Below are 18,622 nucleotides of genomic sequence, written 5' to 3'. Positions count from 1 at the left end.
TCAGCGCTCGACGAGGCCGGTGAAGTCGCGCTCGTTGCGCTCGGCCCGGCGGACGTACCAGTGGGCGACGGCCCAGACGACGGGGTACACGCCGGCGCCGAGCACCGCCCACACCAGCGCCTCGGGGGCCGGCAGGGCCAGCAGCAGCGGCAGGGTGCCGACGAGCAGGGCGAGGGCGCCGAGCGCGGTGAGGGCGGCGCGGAGCTGGCTGCGCATCAGGGAGCGGACGTAGGTGTGGCCGAGGGTGGTCTGCTCGTCGATCTCGGAGCGGGCCGGCGGGTGCAGCGGGCGGGGGCGCGGCGCGCGGCCGGGCCGGTCGCCGAGGGCGCTCGCGTGGGTGACGGTCTCGCGCCGGGGCCGGCGCGGCTCGGGGTGCTCCGGCATCGGCGTCGCTCTCTGACGGGCGGGTGGGCCCGTGGAGTGTAGGCAGAAGGGGGCGTACGCCGGAAGGGGGTGCCGGTCAGCCGCCGGCGCGACGCATGAGCAGGTCACGGAGGTGGCGGGCGTGCCGGCGGCTGACGGCGAGGTCGGTGGCGCCGACCCGGACGGAGGTGGCGCCGCCGTCGAGCCGCAGCTCCTCGACGCGGTCGAGGGCGACGAGGTGGCTGCGGTGGATGCGGACGAAGCCGCGGTCGGCCCAGCGCTCCTCCAGGGTGGAGAGCGGGATGCGGACGAGGTGGCTGCCGTGGTCGGTGTGGAGGCGGGCGTAGTCGCCGTGGGCCTCGACGTAGGCGATGTCGTCGACGGGGACGAAGCGGGTGACGCCGCCGAGCTCGACGGGGATCTGCTCGGGGGCGGGCGCGGCGGCCGGGGGCGCGGCGGTGGCGTGGACGAGTTCGTGGACGCGGCGGACGGCCTCGGCGAGACGTTCGCGGCGGACCGGCTTGAGGACGTAGTCGACGGCCTTGAGGTCGAAGGCGGTGAGCGCGAAGCCCTCGTGGGCGGTGACGAAGACGACGAGCGGCGGGCGGGCGAAGCCGGCGAGGAGCCGGGCGACGTCGAGGCCGGTGAGCTCGGGCATGTGGATGTCGAGGAAGACGACGTCGACGGCGTCCTCGCCGTCCGGCCCGGAGTCGAGCGCGCGGCCGATCCGGCGCAGCGCGGCGGTCGCGTCGCCGGCGCCCTCGGCGGTGCGGACCCGGGGGTCGGCGCGCAGCAGGTAGAGCAGTTCCCCGAGGGCGGGTTCCTCGTCGTCGACGGCCAGTACGCGCAGCATGCGCGGGAGCCTACTTCAGGGCGCGGCGGCCGGTCCCGGCGTGCCTATTTGAGCAGCCGGGACATGCGGCGGTCGGCGAGGACCTTGCCGCCGGTCTGGCAGGTGGGGCAGTACTGGAGGGAGGAGTCGGCGAAGCTGACCTCGCGGACGGTGTCGCCGCAGACGGGGCAGGGTTCGCCGGTGCGGCCGTGGACGCGCAGGCCGGTCTTCTTCTCGGCCTTGAGCTTGCCGGCGGCGAGGCCGCGGGAGCGGGCGACGGCGTCCTGGAGGGTGGTGCGCAGGGCCTCGTAGAGGGCGGTGGTCTCGTCGGGGGTGAGGGTGGCGGTGGGTTTGAAGGGGGACATCTTCGCGGCGTGCAGGATCTCGTCGCTGTAGGCGTTGCCGATGCCGGCGAGGAGGCTCTGGTCGCGCAGGGCGCCCTTGATCTGGCGGCGTTCGCCGGCGAGGAGGGCGGCGAGGTCGCCGGGGCCGAAGTCGTCGGCGAGCGGGTCGGGGCCGAGCCGGGCGATGCCGGGGACCTCGTCCGGGTCGTGGACGAGGTGGACGGCGAGCCGCTTGGTGGTGCCGGCCTCGGTGAGGTCGAAGCCGTCGCCGCCGGTGAGGGCGGCGCGCAGGGCGAGGGGGCCCTTGCCGGGGCGGGGAGGTCCGGAGGGCAGCGGGTCCTGCCAGCGGAGCCAGCCGGCCCGGGCGAGGTGGACGACGAGGTGCAGGGGGCCGCCGGACGTGGCGGCGGTGATGTCGAGCCACTTGCCGTGCCGGGCGACGCCGGTGACGCGGGCGCCGTCGAGGACGCCGAGGGGCGGGTCGTACGTCTTGAGGACGCTGATCGCGACGGGCAGCACGCGGGCGAACTCCTTGCCGACCAGGTGCTCGCCGAGGAACGCGCGAAGGGCTTCGACCTCGGGCAGTTCGGGCATGTCCCCACCCTGCCGCAGGACGCCGCGGGACGCGCGCCGATCGCGCCCGCGGGTCGCGGGCCGGTCAGGTGCCGGGGGGCGGGTCCGGGAGGGTGAAGTCGCACCAGACGCATTTGCCGCCGCCCCGGGACTCGACGCCCCAGGCGTCGGAGAGCTGGTCGACGAGGAGCAGGCCGCGGCCCGAGACGCCCGCCTCGCCGGCCTCGCGGCGGCGGGGCAGCGCGCTGGAGCGGTCCTCGACCTCGACGCGGAGCCGCCGCGGGGTGCCGGGCCGGACCCGCAGGGTCACGATGGCGCCGCCGTCGGTGTGCATCAGCGCGTTGGTCACGAGTTCGTCGGCGACGAGCTCGATCTCGTCGGCGCGGGACCCGGCGCCCCAGGCGCGGACGGCGGCCCGGATCATGTGCCGGGCGGCGCTCAGCGCCTCGGGGTCGCTCTGGGCGACGTGCTGCCGGAAGCGCCCGCCGCCCGGGGCGTAGGCGCCGAGGCGGCGCAGCAGCAGGAGGGCGACGTCGTCCTCGCCGCCGCGCTCGGCGACGACGTCACAGAGGTGGTCGGCGAGCTCCTGGAGGTCGGAGGGGCCGTGCCGGACGAGGGAGGACAGCCATTCGAGGCCTTCGTCGAGGTCGGCTCCGGGTTTCTCGACGAGGCCGTCGGTGTACAGCAGCAGGGTCTGGCCGGCGTCGAGTTCCAGGGTGGTGACGGGGTAGTCGAGCCGGCCGAACTCGGCGGAGAGGCCGAGCGGCAGCCCGCCCTCGACGGAGATCCGGCGGCAGGTGCCGTCGGCCTCGCGGACCAGCGGGTCGACGTGGCCGGCGCGGACCACCTGGACGACGCCGGTGCCGGGGTCGGTCTCGGCGTAGGTGCAGGTGGCGAAGCGGTCGGTGTCGAGTTCGTGGAGGAAGACGGAGGCGCGGGCCATGACGGTGGCCGGGGGGTGGCCCTCGGCGGCGTAGGCGCGCAGCACGATCCGCAACTGGCCCATGACGGCGGCGGCGTGGGTGTCGTGGCCCTGGACGTCGCCGATGACGGCGCCGACCCGGCCGCCGGGCAGCGGGATGACGTCGTACCAGTCGCCGCCGACGTCCCGGCCGAGCCGGGCGGAGCGGTAGCGGACGGCTATCCGGGCGCCGGGGACCTCGGTGATCCGGCGGGGCAGCATCGCCTGCTGGAGTCCTTCGGCGAGGTCGTGCTCCTGCTCGTACAGCATGGCGCGCTGGAGGCTCTGGGCGATGCTGCTGCCGAGGGCGACGAGCAGGGTGCGCTCGTCCTCGCTGAAGCCGCGCTTGTCGCTGTAGAGCAGGCCGAGGGCGCCGATGGGGCGGGCCTGGGCGATGAGCGGGAGGTAGGCGGCGGCGGTGATCCCGAGGCCGCTGATGTGCGGCCAGAGGACGGGGAAGGAGGCGGCGAAGTCCTCGGCGGTGTCGATGAAGCGGGGCCGCAGGGTGCGGATGACCTCGCTCATCGGGTACGGCTCGTCCACCCGGGTGAACCGGGTGCCGGGGACGAAGGCGCCCTCGGGTCCCTCGGCGACGAGGTGGATGCGGCCGGCCTCCAGGAGGCCCATGACGAGGCTGGCGGCGCCGAAGTGCTCCAGGGCGTGCGAGTCGTTGAGGAGGTCGATGACGTCCTGGACGGTGCGGGCGTAGGCGAGGGCGGCGGTGGTGCCCTCGACGACCCCGGCGCGCTGCCGGCGGCCTTCGTCGAGGCCGAGGCGGGCGGCGGACTCGGTGAGTTCGTGGGTGGCGTCGCGCAGCACGCCGATGATCCGCACGGGGCGGCCGGAGGGGTCGCGGTGGACGATGCCCTGGGTGTGGGTCCACTGGTGGGAGCCGTCGCGGCGGCGGATGCGGAAGTAGGCGCCGTACTGGTCGCTGCCGTCCTTGAGGGCCTGGGCGACCAGGGTGTCGAGCTGCCGGCCCTCGTCGGGCAGGACGCGGCTGCCCAGCGTCTCGGGCCGCCCGTCGTACTCGCCGGGGTCGAAGTCGAAGACGTCGAGCGCGGCGTCGTCCATCTGCATGGTGCCGGCGACGAGGTCCCAGTCGAACCCGCCCATCCGGAAGGCGGCCCCGAACGCGCTGAGGATCGGCGCCGCCGCGCCGTCCGCCGCCGCGCCCGGCCGCCCCGCCGTGTCCGTTCCCCCGCTGCCCGCGCTCATGGGGGCCACGCTAGGGCCGGCGGGTTCCTCGCGCACCACGAAGATCTTTCAGCCGGCGAAGGTGTCGGGCTCGGCGGACTCGGGCTCGACGGGGAACGGGAGGTCCGGCTCCTCGCCCTCGGGCCGCGGGTACGGGTCGGCGGAGGGGTCTTCGCCGGGCTCGGTGTACGGGTCCTCGTAGGGCTGCGTGTACGGGTCTTCATAGGGCTGCTGGTACGGGTCGTAGGGGTCGCCGTACGGGTCGGGGCCGGGCTCCGTGTACGGGTCGGCGGGCGCGTCCGGTTCGGGGTACGGCTCCGAGGGCTGCTCGGGCACGGCCGGGGTGTCGGGGACGGCGGGGGCGTCCGGGGTGCTCGGGCCGGTGGGGGCGTCGGGCGTGGCCGGTGCGGCGGGGGTCTCGGGGGTCGTCGGGGCGGCGGGCTCGGCGGTGCGCTCCGCCGGGGTCTCGGGTGCGGTGCTCGGGGACGCGTCGGGGTCCGGGGTGACGGGGTCGCTGAGGGCGCAGGTGTCGGGGTCGCAGTCGGGGGCGGTCTCCGGCTTGCGGTCCTCGTCGCCGTCGCTGCCGGACTTCCGCTCGATCCAGCTGTCGTCGGCGACGTTCACGATGACCAGGCTGGAGACGACGGTGGTGGTGGGCTTGACGATGATCACGCGGTCGGGGTCGAAGCCGGCCCACGGGTCGCCCTGGTGGACGGCCCCGGAGACGCTGACGGGCGTGCGGAGAGGGTTGCCGCAGGCGCAGCGGACGCGAGGCGCCCCGTAGGGGTCGACGAGGACGGCGGTGCCGGCCTGGAGGACGGACTGGAAGGCGGAGGCCCGGCCGTCCCGGAAGCCGTGGTTGGTGACGCGGGTGTCGGCGCGCAGCACGACGGGGGTGAGGTCGCGCAGCCAGTCGGCGACGCCGCCCTCGGGGATGCCGGCGGCCTCGGCGAAGGCGGCCAGCTTGGCGGGGTCGGCGGTGAGGTGGGCGACCTGCTGCTCGACGTCGCAGCTGGCCTCGGCGCGGGTGCCGCCGTAGAGGCCGGGGGTGGAGCCGGTGACCTCGCGGACGCCGGGGGCGCTGACGGGCTGGGCGGCGGCGGGGTCCGCCTCGCGGAGGGCGCGCAGGCCGGCGCCGCGGGCCGTGGAGGCGGTGAACGGGTCGGGGCCCGGGGCGGCGAGCGGCTGGAGGTGCACCTCGTGCGCGGCTCCGAGGGCGGCGCGTCCGGCGGCGCCGCCGGAGTCGGCGGAGGAGCAGCCGGCGGCGAGCAGGGCGGCGCCGAGCGTGGCGGCGAGGGCGGTGCGGCCCTGGTGGCGGGCGGCTCCGGGGGCGGGGCGGACGGCGGCGGGCTTGCTCCGCGTCCGGCGCTGCGTGAGGCGCACGGTCTTCTCCCGGTCGGCACGGGTGGGTTCCTCCCGTTCTGTCGCACACGGTGACGGGGTGCAAGCGGAGGGCGTCCGACCGGGCGGCGGAAGACCCCTCCTCGTGACTTGAACGCGTTCAACAGAAGCTCTACGCTCGACCGCAGCAGGATTGAACACGTTCAAGTCGGTGGGGGTGGTGTGCCGTGACGGCGCTGTCGGCCTTCGTGGTCCCGGTCGTGACGCTCGGGATGCTCTGGGTGGTGCCGACCGGCCTCGCCCTCGTCGACGGGCCCCGGCCGCCCGGCTGGGACCTGCTCCGCCGCGCCTGGCCGCTGCTCGCCCTGCCCGGCGCCGTCTCCCTGTGGCTCCCCCGCTCGGGCACCGCCACGGCGCTGGCCGCCTGCTACGCGCTCGCCACCCTGGCGCTCGCGCTCCAGGCCCCGGCCCGGCTGGCCCTGACGCTCCGCCGCCCGCCGGACGGAGGGCCCCGCCCCGTGCCGGGCGCGGGCGAGGTCGCCGTCCTCACGGCCCTCGTCTCGCCGGCCGTCGCCGGAGCGGCGCTCGTCGCCGAGCGGGCCGCGTACCCCCTCTTCGGCTTCGAACGGGACCTGCTGGCGCTGACCGTGCCGCACTTCCACTTCGCGGGCTTCGCCGCCGCCCTGGTCGCCGGCCTGCTCTGCCGCACCTCCGCCGGGAGCGCCCTGGCCCGGGCCGCCGCGCTCAGCGTGCCCGCCGGCACCCTGCTCGTCCTCGCCGGCTACTTCGTGAATGACTGGACCGAGCTCGCCGGAGCCGTCGTCCTCACCGCGGGCATGGCCGCGGTCGCCGTCCTCACCCTGCGCGAGCGGCGCGGCCTCGCCGCCGACGCCGCCACCCGGGCCCTGCTCGGCGTCTCCGCCCTGGTCCTGGCCGCCACCATGGCGCTCGCGCTCTGGTGGGCGCTCGGCGAGGCGACCGGGCTGCCGCACCCCACCCTGACCTGGATGGCCGCCACCCACGGCCTCGGCAACGCGCTCGGCTTCGCCGTCTGCGCCCTGCTCGCCCACCGCCGCCTCCGCCGGACCGGCCTCCCCGCCGCGACCACCGCCCCCGTTCCCCCTGCCGCTGCCCCTACCCCTGCCGCTGCCGCTGCCTCACGAACGGAGCTCCCCGCATGACCCGTGTCCTCGGCGACCTGTCCCCGCGCCGCACCCTCACCTACCGCGAGGTCGGCGCCACCCGCTCCCCCGCTTCCCTCCCCGCCGGCTACCACCACCTGCGCCACAGCACCCCCGTCGGCCACGGCCCCGCCGCCTTCCGGGCCGCCGCCGACGCCGTCACCACCTGGCGCATGCACCGCGCTACCGGCGCCCGCGTCCGCACCACCGCCGAGCGCGCCGCCCCCGGCGTCACCCTGGAGGTCGCGCTCGGCGTCGGCCCGCTCGCCCTCGGCGTCCCGTGCCAGGTGATCTGGCTCCCCGAGGAGGAGCACCGGGGCGGCTTCGCGTACGGGACGCTCTCCGGCCATCCGGAGAGCGGCGAGGAGTCCTTCCTGGTGGAGCTGGAGCCCGACGGCACGGTCCGCTTCACCGTCACCGCCTTCAGCCGCCCTGCCGCCTGGTACACCCGGCTGGCCGGCCCCGTCGTCCCGCACCTCCAGCTCGCCTACGCCCGCCGGCTCGGCCGCACCCTCGCCCGGCTGGTCGCCGCGGGCTGATACTGGAGGCGATGGAGTGGTTCACCGCGCCCGAGCTGTGGCTGGGCCGGGCCGTCTTCCAGCGCGGCCTGGCCGTGCTGTACTGCGTGGCCTTCCTGTCGGCCGCCCTCCAGTTCCGCGCCCTCATCGGCGAGCGCGGCATGCTCCCCGTACCGGAGTTCCTGCGCCGGACCACCCCGCTGCGCTCGCCGTCGCTCTTCCACTGGCGCTACTCGGACCGGCTCTTCGCGGCCGTCGCCTGGACCGGCTTCGCGGGGGCCGCGGCGCTGGCCGCCGGGGCCGGCGACGCGGTGCCGCTCCCCGTCGCCATGCTGCTGTGGCTGCTGCTGTGGGTCCTCTACCTGTCGATCGTGAACGTGGGCCAGACCTGGTACGCCTTCGGCTGGGAGTCGCTGCTGCTGGAGACCGGCTTCCTCGCGGTCTTCCTCGGCAACGACGACGTCGCCCCGCCGCTCCTGGTCCTCCTGCTGCTGCGCTGGCTGCTCTTCCGGGTCGAGTTCGGCGCCGGACTCATCAAGATCCGCGGCGACGCCTGCTGGCGGAACCTCACCTGCCTCTGCCACCACCACGAGACCCAGCCGATGCCCGGGCCGCTGAGCTGGTTCTTCCACCGCCTCCCGCGCCCGCTGCACCGCGTCGAGGCGGCGGCCAACCACGTCGTGCAGCTGGGCGTGCCGTTCCTCCTCTTCGCCCCGCAGCCGGTGGCCACGGTCGCGGCCGGCCTGATGATCGTCACCCAGCTGTGGCTGGTGCTCTCCGGCAACTTCGCCTGGCTCAACTGGCTGACGATCGTCCTCGCGACCGCCGCCCTCGACCTCTCCTCGCTCACCGGAGACACCGGCGGCACCGGCGGCCACGCGCACACCGACCCCCCGGTCTGGTACGCCGCCCTGGTCCTCGCCGTCACCGCCCTGGTCCTCGTCCGCAGCTACCGCCCGGTGCGCAACCTGCTCTCCCGCCACCAGGCGATGAACCGCTCCTACGACCCGTTCCACCTGGTCAACACCTACGGGGCCTTCGGCACGGTGGGCCGGGTCCGCGACGAGATCGTCATCGAGGGGACCAGCGACCCCGAGGTCGGCCCGGACACGGAGTGGCGCGAGTACGGCTTCAAGGGCAAGCCCGGCGACCCCCGCCGGCTCCCCCGCCAGTTCGCCCCCTACCACCTGCGGCTCGACTGGCTGATGTGGTTCGCGGCGCTCTCGCCCGGCTACGCGCGCGCGTGGTTCGGACCGTTCGTGGAGCGGCTGCTCGCCGGGGACCGGGACACCCTGAAGCTCCTCGCCCGCAATCCGTTCCCGGACGCCCCGCCGGTCCGGATCCGCGCCCGGCTCTACCGCTACCGCTTCTCCACCTGGCGCGAGCTGCGCGCCACCGGCGCCTGGTGGCAGCGGCGGCTGCTGCGCGAGTACCTGCCGCCGACCCGGCTCCGCGGCTGAGCCCGGACGCGCCGGTGCCCCCGGTCCGCGCGGGACCGGGGGCACCAGGGCCGTACAGGCGATCAGCTATCAGCGATCAGCTATCAGCTATCAGGCGACGATCAGTCGATGCCCGGCAGGATGTGGGGCTCGGCCAGGTCGTCCTCGTAACCCGCCAGGCGGATAGGGGCCGAGCGCGCCCACACTTCGAGGCTGCCCAGCTCGCCGGTGCGCCGCTGCCGTTCGAAGGGTTCCGCCGGCCGGGTTTCCTGCTTCGTCAGTTCGGGTGTCACCGCGCACTCCTTTGTGTCGCGTCAGAGGGGAACGTAGAGCCGTTCGGTCGCGGTGGCGCCGGTCATCGGGCGGGACCGCGGCCGGGGTGGGCGGCCTGTCCCCTGGCCGGCTGTGGAGCGGGTGTCGCTCCGGTGGCCGGCCGTGGGCCCCAGCCTAACCAGATGAGCGCGGTTGCGCTCTACCGGGCTCCAAAGTGTGACGCGTTCGGGTGACGGAGACCGAAAAAGCACCCTTTCCGGCGGAAAGGGCGCTCTTGCTCGCGGGACGGCCGGGCGGCCGTCTACCACTTGCCGGGGAAGTAGTCCTTCATGAAGACGCCGTACAGGTCCTCGCCCGCCTCGCCGCGCACGACCGGGTCGTAGACGCGGGCGGCGCCGTCGACCAGGTCCAGCGGGGCGTGGAAGCCCTCCTCGGCGAGCCGCAGCTTGTCGAAGTGCGGGCGCTCGTCGGTGATCCAGCCGGTGTCGACCGAGGTCATGAGGATCTTGTCGGTCTCGAACATCTCCTGGGCGCTGGTCCGCGTCACCATGTTCATGGCCGCCTTGGCCGCGTTGGTGTTCGGGTGTCCGGCGCCCTTGTAGCCGCGGTTGAAGACGCCCTCCATCGCGGAGACGTTCACGACGTACGCCCGGCCGCTCGCGGCCTGCGCCGCCGCCTTCGCCATCGCCGGGCGCAGGGCGCTGATCAGGATGAACGGCGAGGTGTAGTTGCAGAGCTGGGTCTCCAGGAGCTCCACCGGGGAGATCTGGTCGATGGTCTGCACCCAGGTGTTGGTGTCCACGACGTCCGGCAGCAGACCGCCGGCGTCGATCGCGGTGCCCGCCTGGTACTGCTCCAGGCTCGCGTTGCCCGCGACGAGGGCGAGGTCGGCGACCTTCTGGGCGTCGAGGCCGCTGGTGCCGGCGGGCAGCGCGGCGAGGCCGTCGACCGCGCCGGAGTTGAAGGCGCCGATGACATGGTGGGCGGGCAGCTCGCCGGCCGGGAGCGGCGCGGACTCGCCGTCGACCAGGGCGGCGTACGCGGACGGCAGCCGGCGCACGGTCTGCGTGGCGTTGTTGATCAGGATGTCGAGCGGGCCCGCGGCGGCGACCTGCTCGGCGAGGGCCACGGCCTGCGCCGGGTCGCGCAGGTCGATGCCGACGACCTCCAGGCGGTGCAGCCACTCCGCGGAGTCCTCCATCGCCTTGAAACGGCGGATGGCGTCCTTGGGGAAGCGGGTGGTGATCGTGGTGTGCGCGCCGTCGCGGAGCAGCCGCAGCGCGATGTACATGCCGATCTTGGCCCGGCCGCCGGTGAGCAGGGCGCGCTTGCCGGTGAGGTCGGCGCGGGCCTCCCGCTTGGCGCGGTTGAGGGCGGCGCAGTCCTGGCAGAGCTGGTGGTAGAAGTAGTCGACCTCGACGTACCGGGTCTTGCAGGTGTAGCAGGACCGGGGGCGCTGGAGTATGCCCGCGATCCGGCCGGCCTCGGTGACGGAGGTGGGCAGCAGGCCCTCGGTCTCGTCGTCGATGCGCTGCGCGGAGCCGGTGGCGGTGGCCTCGGTGACGGCGCGGTCGTGCGCGGTCTTGGCGGCGCGGCGCTCCTGGCGGCGGCGCTGCTTGACCGTGCGGTAGATGCCGGCGGTGGCGCGGCGGACGGCGATCGCGTCCGGGTGGTCGACCTCGATCTTCTCCAGCTCGTCGAGGACGCTCAGGCAGACGGCCAGGCGCTCGGGGTCGATGCCCGGGCCGTGGTCCTGGTTCTCTTCGGTCACCGTCATGGCCGTGGTCGTTCCTCGATCGCTCGCGGGCGGGCTGCCGCCGGGGGTCTTGAAACGTCAACTTTACGGAGCGGGGGGCCGCCGCTCCAAACCCGTACCGGGGGCGTGGTCGAACACACAGTCGCCGCAGAGGCCGCCGGAGGCGGAGCGGTAGTAGAGGCAGCAGGTGGTGCGGCGCAGGGCGGGCCCGTCGAGGGTCCGGGCGAGGTCCGGATGGTCGAGGAGGCCCTGGACGAGGGCGGCGGCCCGGTCGGCGGTCGCGGGCCGGCCGTGGCGGCGGGACCAGCGGACGAGTTCGCGCAGCGCGCCGGCGAGCGCCGACCCGGCGTTGCCCCAGAGCAGCCGGGGCGAGATCCGCGTGTCGCGGGCGAAGGCCGCGTGCAGCGGGACGAGGTGGGCCTCGTGGACGGCCTCGCGGAGCGCGGCGACGGTACCGGGCCGGGTGTCGCTCCCGGACCACCAGAGGTCGTCCGGGGCGGAGGCGGCCGGGTCCCAGTGCAGCGCGGCGGGGTCGAGGGCGGGGAAGCGCCCGTGCAGGGCGGCCGGACCGAGGGCCGTGGACCAGAGGCGGGCGGCGAGCCCGAGGTGGGCGACGGACGCGCCGACGCGCCGCTCGGCCGCGCCGAGCGCGGCGGTGACCCGGTCCACGCGCGCGTGGAGGGGCGCGTCGCCGGCGGGGTCGCGGTCGCCGGCGTAGAGCCGGGCGAGCGGGCGGTGGTCGCCGCCGGCGGGCGGCGGGGCGGTACGCAGGACGAAGAAGCCGCCGAGGTCGGGCGGACTGTCGCCGTCGGTCACTGCTCCCCCTGGGTCTTGGTCTGGTCGGGTCCGGCCAGGTCGGTCGCGACCGGTCGGGTCGGCCGCAACCGGTCGGGTCGGTCGCGTCCGGGCGACGGTATCGCGGTTCCCGTCCGGCACCGGTTCGCGTGCGGTCCAAAGTGGACCGGGAGACGGAGGTACTGGCTCGGGATGAGTCGCGGGCGTGCGGGGGCCGCGTGCGACCGGTACCGCCTCCCGGGAGGGAAAGCGGCCGGTTCCTCCCGCTTTCACCTGCGATGACGTACGCCCCGGGGTGTACGGGTCCGCCGCGTACTGCGTCGGCGGTACCGGTGAAGGCGTTCCCTGGTCTGACGACGGGAACGTCCCGGCGCGCGATCGTGGAGGGTATGAGTCCGCTCCTGCTGTCCGTCGTCCTGTCGCTCGTCTCCGCCGTCGCGTACGCGGGCGCGGCGATCGTGCAGGAACGGGTCGCCGCGACCGCCGCCGGCCTGACGTACGCGCCGCTGCGCAACCCGGTCTGGTGGGGCGCCGTGCTGCTGAACGGACTGGGCGCGGCCCTGCACGTCGCGGCCCTGGCGTACGGTCCGCTGAGCGTGGTGCAGCCGCTGGGCGCGCTCACCATCGTGTTCGCGCTGCCGATGGCCGCCCTGTTCGTCCGTCGGCGGGCGGGGCGCCGGGCCTGGCACGGGGCGCTGATGGCGACGGCGGGGCTGGCGGGTCTGCTGAGCGTGACCGAAGGCGGCGAGGGGCGGACGCCCGGCGGCGGGGAGCGGTGGCTGCTGGCCGGGGCCACCTTCGCCGTGGTGGCGGCGCTGTTCGTGCTGGCGCGGCTCGCGGGCCGCGTGGCGCTGCGCGGGGTGGCGCTGGCGGCGGCCGCGGGGGTGGCCTTCGGTGTGGCGTCGGTGTTCACGAAGGCGGTCGCCGAGGAGTGGTCGGCGGACGCCCCGCTGGCCGAGTGGGGTTCCGCGCTGGTCCTGTCGGCGCTGGCCGTCACGGGCCTGCTGCTGTCCCAGGCGTCGTACCGGGGCGCGGGGCTCGCCGCCCCGCTCGCCACGGTGACCGTGGTGAACCCGGTGGTGGCGGCCACCGTCGGGCTCACGCTCTTCGGCGAGGGCTTCCGGTACGGGCCGGCGGGCACGGTGGCGGCGCTGGTCTGCGGCGCGGTCGCGGCCGGCGGTCTGGTCGAGCTGACCCTCGACCGGCTGGCCCGCCCCGGCGGGGACGGGCCGTCCGCGTCAGATGGAGACCCCGCGGGCCCGGAGATAGGCGAGGGGGTCGATGTCGGAGCCGTACCCGGGACCGGTCCGCACCTCGAAGTGGAGATGCGGCCCCGTGCTGTTGCCGGTCGAGCCTGAGCGCCCGATGCGCTGACCACCAGTGACCCGCTGCCCCTCGCGGACGGAGAGGGCGGAGAGGTGGGCGTACTGGCTGTAGCGGCCGTCGTCGTGGCGGACGACGATCTGGTAGCCGTACGCGCCGCCCCAGCCGGCGGAGACGATCCGGCCGTCGGAGACGGCCATGACGGTGGTGCCGGTGGGCACGGGGAAGTCGACGCCGGTGTGGTAGCCGCTGGACCAGGACGAGCCGGGCTTGCCGTAGCGGGTGCCGACGTCGCCGGAGACGGGGGCGGAGTAGCGGTCCTCGCGGGACGCGCTCTGCGGCTTGGGCTTCGGCTTCGGCTTGCTCTCGGCCTTGGGCTTCGGCCTGCTCTCCGGCTTCGGCTTCGGCTTGCTCTCCGCTCTCGGCTTCGGCTTGGTCTCCGGCTGGGGCCGGGGCTTGGCCTGCGGCTTCTGGGCGGGCTTGGTGGCGGGGGCCTGGGCCGCCTTGGCGGGCGGCTTGGCCTGCGGTGCGGCGGCGGGCTTGACCGCCGGGGGCTTGGTGGCGGGCGCGGACGCGGCGGGCGGCTTCGGCGTCGTGGGCGCGGCGGCGGACGGCGGCTTCCGGGGCGCGAGCGGCTTGGCGGGAGGGAGCCGGGGGGCCTTGGGGCGGGCCTCCGGCTCGGCCGGCGGGCGCGGCGGGGCGGAGATCCGGAGGGTGAGGCGCTGGCCGGGGTGGATGAGGTCGGGGTCGTCCCCGACGACCTTGCGGTTGATCTCGTACAGGCGCTGCCAGCCGCCGCGGACCCGTTCGTCGCGGGCGATCCCGGAGAGGGAGTCGCCGGGGGTGACGGTGTACATCTCGCGGACGGCGGGGACGGTCGTCGGACCGGGCTTCTCGGGCGCGGCCTGCGGTAAGGCGCGCTGCGCGGGCAGCGAGGCGGTCCGCACGTCGTTCCCGCGGCCCTTGCCGCCGGTGGTGTCCGGCGCGGGTCCGCCGCGGGCGAGGCCGGCGCGGCTGCCGCAGGAGGGCCAGGCGCCGGGGCCCTGGCCCTTGAGGACCCGCTCGGCGACGGCGATCTGCTGGTCCTTGGAGGCCAGGTCGGCGCGCGGCGCGAACTCGCGTCCGCCGTACGCCTCCCAGGTGGACTGGCTGAACTGGAGGCCGCCGAAGTAGCCGTTCCCGGTGTTGATGCGCCAGTTGGAGGAGGACTCGCAGGACGCGACCTTCTCCCAGACGTCCAGCGAGGCGGCCTCGGCGGCGCCGGCGCCGATGAGCGGCAGGGCGATGCCGGCGCCTCCGACGGTGGCGGTCAGCGAGGCGCGGTTGATGCGGCTCGGCTGGTGGCGGCGGTGACGTCCGCGTACGGCCATGGGCCCCCCTTGAACACAGCGACGGCGATCCAAGTTACGGGGGTCGCACGCTGTGTGACAAGCGGGTCGCCGAAGTCCGCCACCGCGCCGGAGTCGCGTACGTCAGCGGGGTGTTGCCGCTCTGCCCGGGGCCACACCCGTCCGGGCGCGCCCGGCGGGCCCGGGCTGCGGCTGCGGTTCCGGCGGCGGTACGGGCCCGCCGGGCTGCGGCGGCGCGGGCGGCACCGGGTCGGGCGGGGCGGGCACCGGGTTCGGCGGCGGAACCGGCGGGGGCGACGGCTCCGGCGGCGGGATCGGCGAGGGCGGCAGCGGGTCGGGGTACGGATGGGTCATGACGGACCTCCCGGTCGACGGTCTCCCCCCGGCGGGCCTTCTACCCCCGATTTCCAGGGTGGCACCGCCGAGTCCGCCCCGGCCCGCCGCGCGCCTCCGTACGGGTCACCCGGCGGTGCGGGCGACCGCCGTCACCACAGGCCGGGGGTGGCCGCGAGCTGCCGCTCCGCCGCGCGGACCAGCCCGGCCGGGGCCGGCGGGGCCTCGTCGGGGTGCCGCTCGGCCCACCGGGCGGCGTACGGGCAGAGCGGCACGACGGGGACGCCCTCGCGGGCGGCGATCGCGTAGCACTCGCGCACGAGCGCGCCCGCGATCCCCTTGCCCTCGTGGCCGGGCTCGACGACCGTGTGCACGATGACGAGGGCGTGCGGCTCCTCGTCGAGGGCGAAGGAGACAATCACGCCGGCGAAGTCCTCGCCGACGTACGCCTCCAGCCGCCCCCTCTCCCGCACGTCACGGATGACCGGCTCGACCGCCCGCTGCTCTGCCATGCGGACCGCTCCCTGGCTCAGACCTGTGCCGGCACCGCGTGCGGCGGACGCACGGTGCCGCTGCCGGGCACGGGCGCCGAGGCGTCGGCGCCCAGTTCCACGATGCGGTTCGCGGCGTCGACGTGCACGACGCGCGGCACGTACGCCCGCGCCTCCGCGTCCTCCATCTGCGCGTAGCTGATGAGGATCACCAGGTCGCCGGGGTGCACCAGATGGGCGGCGGCCCCGTTGATCCCGACGACCCCGGACCCCCGCTCACCCTCGATGACGTAGGTCTCCAGCCGAGCCCCGTTGGTGATGTCGACGATGTGCACGAGCTCGCCGGGCAGCAGATCGGCGGCGTCCAGCAGATCGGCGTCGACGGTCACGGAACCGACGTAGTGCAGGTCGGCCTGGGTGACGGTGGCCCGGTGGATCTTGGACTTGAACATTGTACGCATCATCGAGGTACTCCTGGACATAGGCTCCCTGCCTGCGTTTTTGCAGGTCAAGGGCGGTTTTCCTACCCTACAACGAGTCGCATGTTCGGGCAGCATTCCCCAGGTTTTTCAGGACTCATGCTGACCACTTGCTGACTTTCCTGACGCACCGTCAGGTGACTGCAGGGGGCTTCGCCCGCCCTCCTGGACCCCACCGCGACGACTGCACAAGCCTACGCAGCACCCTCCGAAGGGTGTCCGTGATCACCGTCACTCTGGCGGCCTGGGAGGCAAGCGGCGAGGGCGGTCGCCAGGGATCCGGCTGCACACAGGCATCCGAGGGATAGAAGCGGCGCGGCAACATAGCCGCGAATCGCCGGTTAGCCAAACCGGCGATTCTCATGACCATGGCTACAGCTCGTCCGGTGACTCTTGGCGGTGGCACAGGGCGGGTGTCAAGGATGTTTGGAATTCGGCCAGAGCAGGGAGCGAGCCAATGCCGCGATCAGTCTCAGGCCAGCCTCAGGGAGCCATCTTGCCCGTGGAACCGCAGCCGCACTTCGACGAGACTCGCACCGATGTGAACTCGTTGGGCAGGCGCCGTAGCGTAGAGCCCGTCCTTATGGACACTGCTGAGGTCGCTGCGATGCTCAACATGTCCACGAGCTGGGTTTACAGGGAGGCATCGAAGCTGGGCTTGAAGGGCTACAAACTCGGACGAGGCAGGAACGCGAAGGTCCTGTACAAGAGGTCCGAGATCTTCAAGTGGCTAGAGCAGCAGAAGATCCATTAGTGAATTTTCCTCGCGAGGTTCCCAGCTGCCAGCACTTCACGAGGTGCCGAACGTCCAAGACGAGGACGCCTCGCTCCTGTCCACCTCAAGGCGAGGAGCAGGACGCTGAGGCGTAGGGCGAGCATTCACCCGTCTGCGCTGGTTCCCCTGGGAGGTATGCGACGACATCCACGAAGCCTTCCGCGCCCTGGGACGCGCACTGATCTGCCGGCGCCCGAACTCCCGACAAGAGCCAAGAGAGGCACGGCCGCCTTAAGGACAGCCCGGTGGCCAGCCTCAGGCCGGTTTGCACCACACGGAGATGTGCTTCGCGGAATCCTGGGTGAACGCAGACCCGTCCCAGTCCGCGACGCGACGTTCCAGCTCGAGCCCGGCGCTCCGCGCCATCAGGTCCAGCTCCGCCGGCCAGGCGTAACGGTGCCGGGAGGCGTCGCGGCGGTAGCGGCCATCGTCGCCGTCCCGAGTGAAGTGGTGCGAGACGAGCACCTGCTCGACCAGGTCGAAGGTGTCGAAGCTCAGGTGCCGCTGGGATTCGTCGAACGGCACCGCGACCTGGCCGGGCGACAGCAGCCGCAGCAGCGGCACACCCAGCTCGACGACGAACCGGCCACCGGGCTCCAGACGCCGTGCGGCGTTGCGGAAGCACTCGACCTGCTCGTCCTGCCTGAGCAGGTTCGTGATGGTGTTGTAGACGAGATAGAACAGGGAGAACGCACTGGGGACGACGGTGGTGGCCATGTCCCCGATGACCACCGGGAGCATGTCCTCGTCGACCTTGCGCCGCAGCACCGCTGCCATGTGCTCGGACAGTTCGATGCCCACCACCGGCACGCCGCGTTCCCGGAGCGGGACGCCCACCCGTCCGGTCCGGTTCCGATGGCGAACTCCAGCGCTCGGCCCTCACTGGCGAGCTCGGCGAGGAAGGCGAGGGTCGGTCCGAGAACGGCAGCCACTGTGCCGCACGCCGAGAGGCGCTGTCGACACACTTACGTTCCCTGCGGCACAGCGTGCACCGCCCACAACTCGTCGGCGACTTCCCACCGGCAGAACCACCCAGTGAGCCTTTTCCAACCTCATACCTGTGCTGCTCATCGGCCTGCTGACAACTGAACGCACCGATCTGTAGCGAGGCCATGACGAGCAGATCCGCAGGCGGTCCTCGAGGCCCAGACACTTCGCCGAGCATGGCCAGCGGCGCTGAGAGCCGGGTGAGAAAGGGCTCAGCGTTCCGGCAGCTCCCATGAAGCAAACCAGTGGGGGAACGGTCCGGCGGAGGGCGGGAAGCCGAACGGCGGGTGCGGTCGGTGAGCAGGCGCAGCACGAACTCACCGGTGCCGCAGTCGAAGCGCTGCCACTCACCGCCCACGTACTGCACGAGAACCGGCCAGTCGTCGGGATCGGCCGGTCCGGTCAGCCAGTGGAAGGTCAGCTCCTGCTCGGAGATCCCCCATGTGAGCACGCCGCCGGGCGCGGGGTGGACCGGGTACGGCCGGTACAGGTCGGGGTACCGCGCCATGTTCTGGCCCCAGGAGACCAGATCCGTGCCCAGCGCACCCGGCACCAGCAGGTCCAGGTACTCATCGAAGCTGCCCCGGCCGAAGGCGTCGACGATGTCCTTGTAGTCACCGGGCAGCGCGGTGCCCAGCGCGGCCTCCGTCGCGGCCCAGTCGACGGCACACCGATCGGGCTCCGTCCACCCGGTGGTCTCCCGCAGCAACGCCACCCACCCGACCCCGGGCGGACGGGTGAACGCGCGCCGGGCGAGGATCACGATGCGGCGCGGGCCATCGGCGGTGGCCGTCACGCCGCAACCGAACCAGTGCTCGGCCAGCGCCCACCCGCGCAGCTCCAGCAGCCCGCCCCTCGGCAGGCCAGAAGGCTGCGAACCGGTCGCACGCGAAGATCCGGGCCCTGGTCGAACCCGCCGTCACCGCCCTCAAGTCCTGGAGACTCCTCCGCAAGCTCCGCTGCTCGGCCACGCGCATCACCCGCCTCGTCCAAGCCGTCCTCGCCATTCATCTGACCAGCTCAAACTGAGGCTGGAAAAAGCTCAGTAGCCCGAACATCAGTCCCCGGAGTGCTCTCAGCACCTTCGAGATCCCTTCGTCAGGCCAGGAGGGTGGCGATGGCAGCGGTTACGCCGGTGGCGAGGGTGATGACGGCGACGAAGGCGGTGGCGGCTCGGGTGAGGGCTGTGGGGTAGGTAGCGCCGTCCATGCGGGCGAGTTTGCCTGCGGCAGTGGCGGCGAGCAGTGCGACGACGAGGACGAGTGCGATGGCGAGTAGGACAACGGCGACGGTCACGACAAGCTCCTTCTAG

At 74.1% G+C, this 18,622-nt stretch carries 17 protein-coding genes and 2 pseudogenes; 6 read left to right on the top strand and 13 right to left on the bottom strand.

From position 1 onward, the window contains the following. The 5 genes from ACFVQZ_RS27720 to ACFVQZ_RS27700 all read right to left on the bottom strand — a co-directional run bounded on the left by ACFVQZ_RS27720 (position 1) and on the right by ACFVQZ_RS27700 (position 5,653). Positions 1-384, bottom strand: a complete 384-nt coding sequence (locus tag ACFVQZ_RS27720; RefSeq protein ID WP_030497613.1) for a membrane protein — start codon at positions 382-384, stop codon at positions 1-3. A 76-nt stretch (positions 385-460) separates the two neighbouring features. Continuing rightward, entirely contained in the window at positions 461-1,216 is a 756-nt protein-coding gene (locus tag ACFVQZ_RS27715; protein WP_383627100.1) for a LytR/AlgR family response regulator transcription factor, read from the bottom strand. A gap of 44 nt (positions 1,217-1,260) precedes the next feature. Further along, positions 1,261-2,133 carry an Fpg/Nei family DNA glycosylase gene (locus tag ACFVQZ_RS27710; protein WP_030497611.1) on the bottom strand — a complete coding sequence of 291 codons (873 nt, stop codon included), beginning with the start codon at positions 2,131-2,133 and terminating at the stop codon, positions 1,261-1,263. A 64-nt stretch (positions 2,134-2,197) separates the two neighbouring features. Further along, positions 2,198-4,291 (bottom strand): SpoIIE family protein phosphatase, encoded by a 2,094-nt coding sequence (locus ACFVQZ_RS27705; RefSeq protein WP_030497610.1) that lies wholly within the window; start codon positions 4,289-4,291, stop codon positions 2,198-2,200. 48 nt (positions 4,292-4,339) lie between these two features. Then, positions 4,340-5,653, bottom strand: a complete 1,314-nt coding sequence (locus tag ACFVQZ_RS27700) for a DUF6777 domain-containing protein (RefSeq protein ID WP_321193390.1) — start codon at positions 5,651-5,653, stop codon at positions 4,340-4,342. 194 nt (positions 5,654-5,847) lie between these two features. Here ACFVQZ_RS27700 and ACFVQZ_RS27695 point away from each other — a divergent pair, with 194 nt between their 5' ends. From ACFVQZ_RS27695 to ACFVQZ_RS27685, 3 genes are read left to right on the top strand one after another with little or no spacing between them, the layout of a single operon-like run. Then, entirely contained in the window at positions 5,848-6,792 is a 945-nt protein-coding gene (locus tag ACFVQZ_RS27695) for a YndJ family protein (RefSeq protein ID WP_383627263.1), read from the top strand. Beyond that, a complete protein-coding gene (locus tag ACFVQZ_RS27690; RefSeq protein WP_051788331.1) occupies positions 6,789-7,331 on the top strand; it encodes a DUF1990 domain-containing protein in 543 nt (180 codons plus the stop codon). The genes ACFVQZ_RS27695 and ACFVQZ_RS27690 overlap by 4 nt, the downstream gene beginning before the upstream one ends. A gap of 11 nt (positions 7,332-7,342) precedes the next feature. Beyond that, the gene (locus ACFVQZ_RS27685) at positions 7,343-8,770 is read left to right on the top strand and encodes a lipase maturation factor family protein (RefSeq protein ID WP_383627095.1); all 1,428 of its coding nucleotides are present in this window, start codon (positions 7,343-7,345) and stop codon (positions 8,768-8,770) included. 101 nt (positions 8,771-8,871) lie between these two features. On the opposite strand, the gene ACFVQZ_RS27680 is transcribed toward ACFVQZ_RS27685, so the two are convergent. The 3 genes from ACFVQZ_RS27680 to ACFVQZ_RS27670 form a co-directional block, all read right to left on the bottom strand. Further along, complete coding sequence (locus ACFVQZ_RS27680) at positions 8,872-9,042, bottom strand: hypothetical protein (RefSeq protein ID WP_321193388.1); 171 nt, start codon at positions 9,040-9,042, stop codon at positions 8,872-8,874. A 281-nt stretch (positions 9,043-9,323) separates the two neighbouring features. Then, complete coding sequence (locus ACFVQZ_RS27675; protein ID WP_030497605.1) at positions 9,324-10,799, bottom strand: SDR family NAD(P)-dependent oxidoreductase; 1,476 nt, start codon at positions 10,797-10,799, stop codon at positions 9,324-9,326. Positions 10,800-10,862: 63 nt separating this feature from the next. Beyond that, the gene (locus ACFVQZ_RS27670; RefSeq protein WP_383627092.1) at positions 10,863-11,594 is read right to left on the bottom strand and encodes an IucA/IucC family C-terminal-domain containing protein; all 732 of its coding nucleotides are present in this window, start codon (positions 11,592-11,594) and stop codon (positions 10,863-10,865) included. Positions 11,595-11,962: 368 nt separating this feature from the next. Here ACFVQZ_RS27670 and ACFVQZ_RS27665 point away from each other — a divergent pair, with 368 nt between their 5' ends. Beyond that, positions 11,963-12,931, top strand: coding sequence for a DMT family transporter (locus ACFVQZ_RS27665; protein ID WP_383627089.1), 969 nt, complete (start codon positions 11,963-11,965; stop codon positions 12,929-12,931). On the opposite strand, the gene ACFVQZ_RS27660 is transcribed toward ACFVQZ_RS27665, so the two are convergent. From ACFVQZ_RS27660 to panD, 3 genes are all read right to left on the bottom strand, one after another. Continuing rightward, positions 12,812-14,266, bottom strand: coding sequence for a transglycosylase family protein (locus ACFVQZ_RS27660; RefSeq protein WP_383627086.1), 1,455 nt, complete (start codon positions 14,264-14,266; stop codon positions 12,812-12,814). The two genes, ACFVQZ_RS27665 and ACFVQZ_RS27660, sit on opposite strands and share 120 nt — an antisense overlap. A 464-nt stretch (positions 14,267-14,730) precedes the next feature. Further along, positions 14,731-15,090 (bottom strand): GNAT family N-acetyltransferase, encoded by a 360-nt coding sequence (locus ACFVQZ_RS27655; RefSeq protein ID WP_383627083.1) that lies wholly within the window; start codon positions 15,088-15,090, stop codon positions 14,731-14,733. 17 nt (positions 15,091-15,107) lie between these two features. Next, positions 15,108-15,533: an aspartate 1-decarboxylase gene (gene panD, locus ACFVQZ_RS27650; RefSeq protein WP_383627080.1), complete on the bottom strand. Its 426-nt coding sequence runs from the start codon at positions 15,531-15,533 to the stop codon at positions 15,108-15,110. Positions 15,534-16,050: 517 nt separating this feature from the next. Between panD and ACFVQZ_RS27645 the strand changes: the two genes are divergently transcribed. Continuing rightward, positions 16,051-16,302, top strand: a complete 252-nt coding sequence (locus tag ACFVQZ_RS27645; RefSeq protein WP_383627077.1) for a helix-turn-helix domain-containing protein — start codon at positions 16,051-16,053, stop codon at positions 16,300-16,302. 276 nt (positions 16,303-16,578) lie between these two features. Here the strand turns inward: ACFVQZ_RS27645 and ACFVQZ_RS27640 are convergent. Continuing rightward, a pseudogene (locus ACFVQZ_RS27640) lies at positions 16,579-17,288 on the bottom strand (methyltransferase domain-containing protein). A gap of 871 nt (positions 17,289-18,159) precedes the next feature. Here ACFVQZ_RS27640 and ACFVQZ_RS27635 point away from each other — a divergent pair. Next, positions 18,160-18,339: pseudogene (locus tag ACFVQZ_RS27635) on the top strand (transposase family protein); the annotation flags it as partial. 69 nt (positions 18,340-18,408) lie between these two features. Here the strand turns inward: ACFVQZ_RS27635 and ACFVQZ_RS27630 are convergent. After that, complete coding sequence (locus tag ACFVQZ_RS27630) at positions 18,409-18,606, bottom strand: hypothetical protein (RefSeq protein WP_351178454.1); 198 nt, start codon at positions 18,604-18,606, stop codon at positions 18,409-18,411. Positions 18,607-18,622: the final 16 nt, after the last annotated feature.

This window comes from Streptomyces sp. NPDC057854, from assembly GCF_042797055.1.
Taxonomy (GTDB): domain Bacteria; phylum Actinomycetota; class Actinomycetes; order Streptomycetales; family Streptomycetaceae; genus Streptomyces.
The sequence above is the reverse complement of the archived record's forward strand: the minus strand, read 5'-3'. Positions and strand labels throughout refer to the sequence as shown.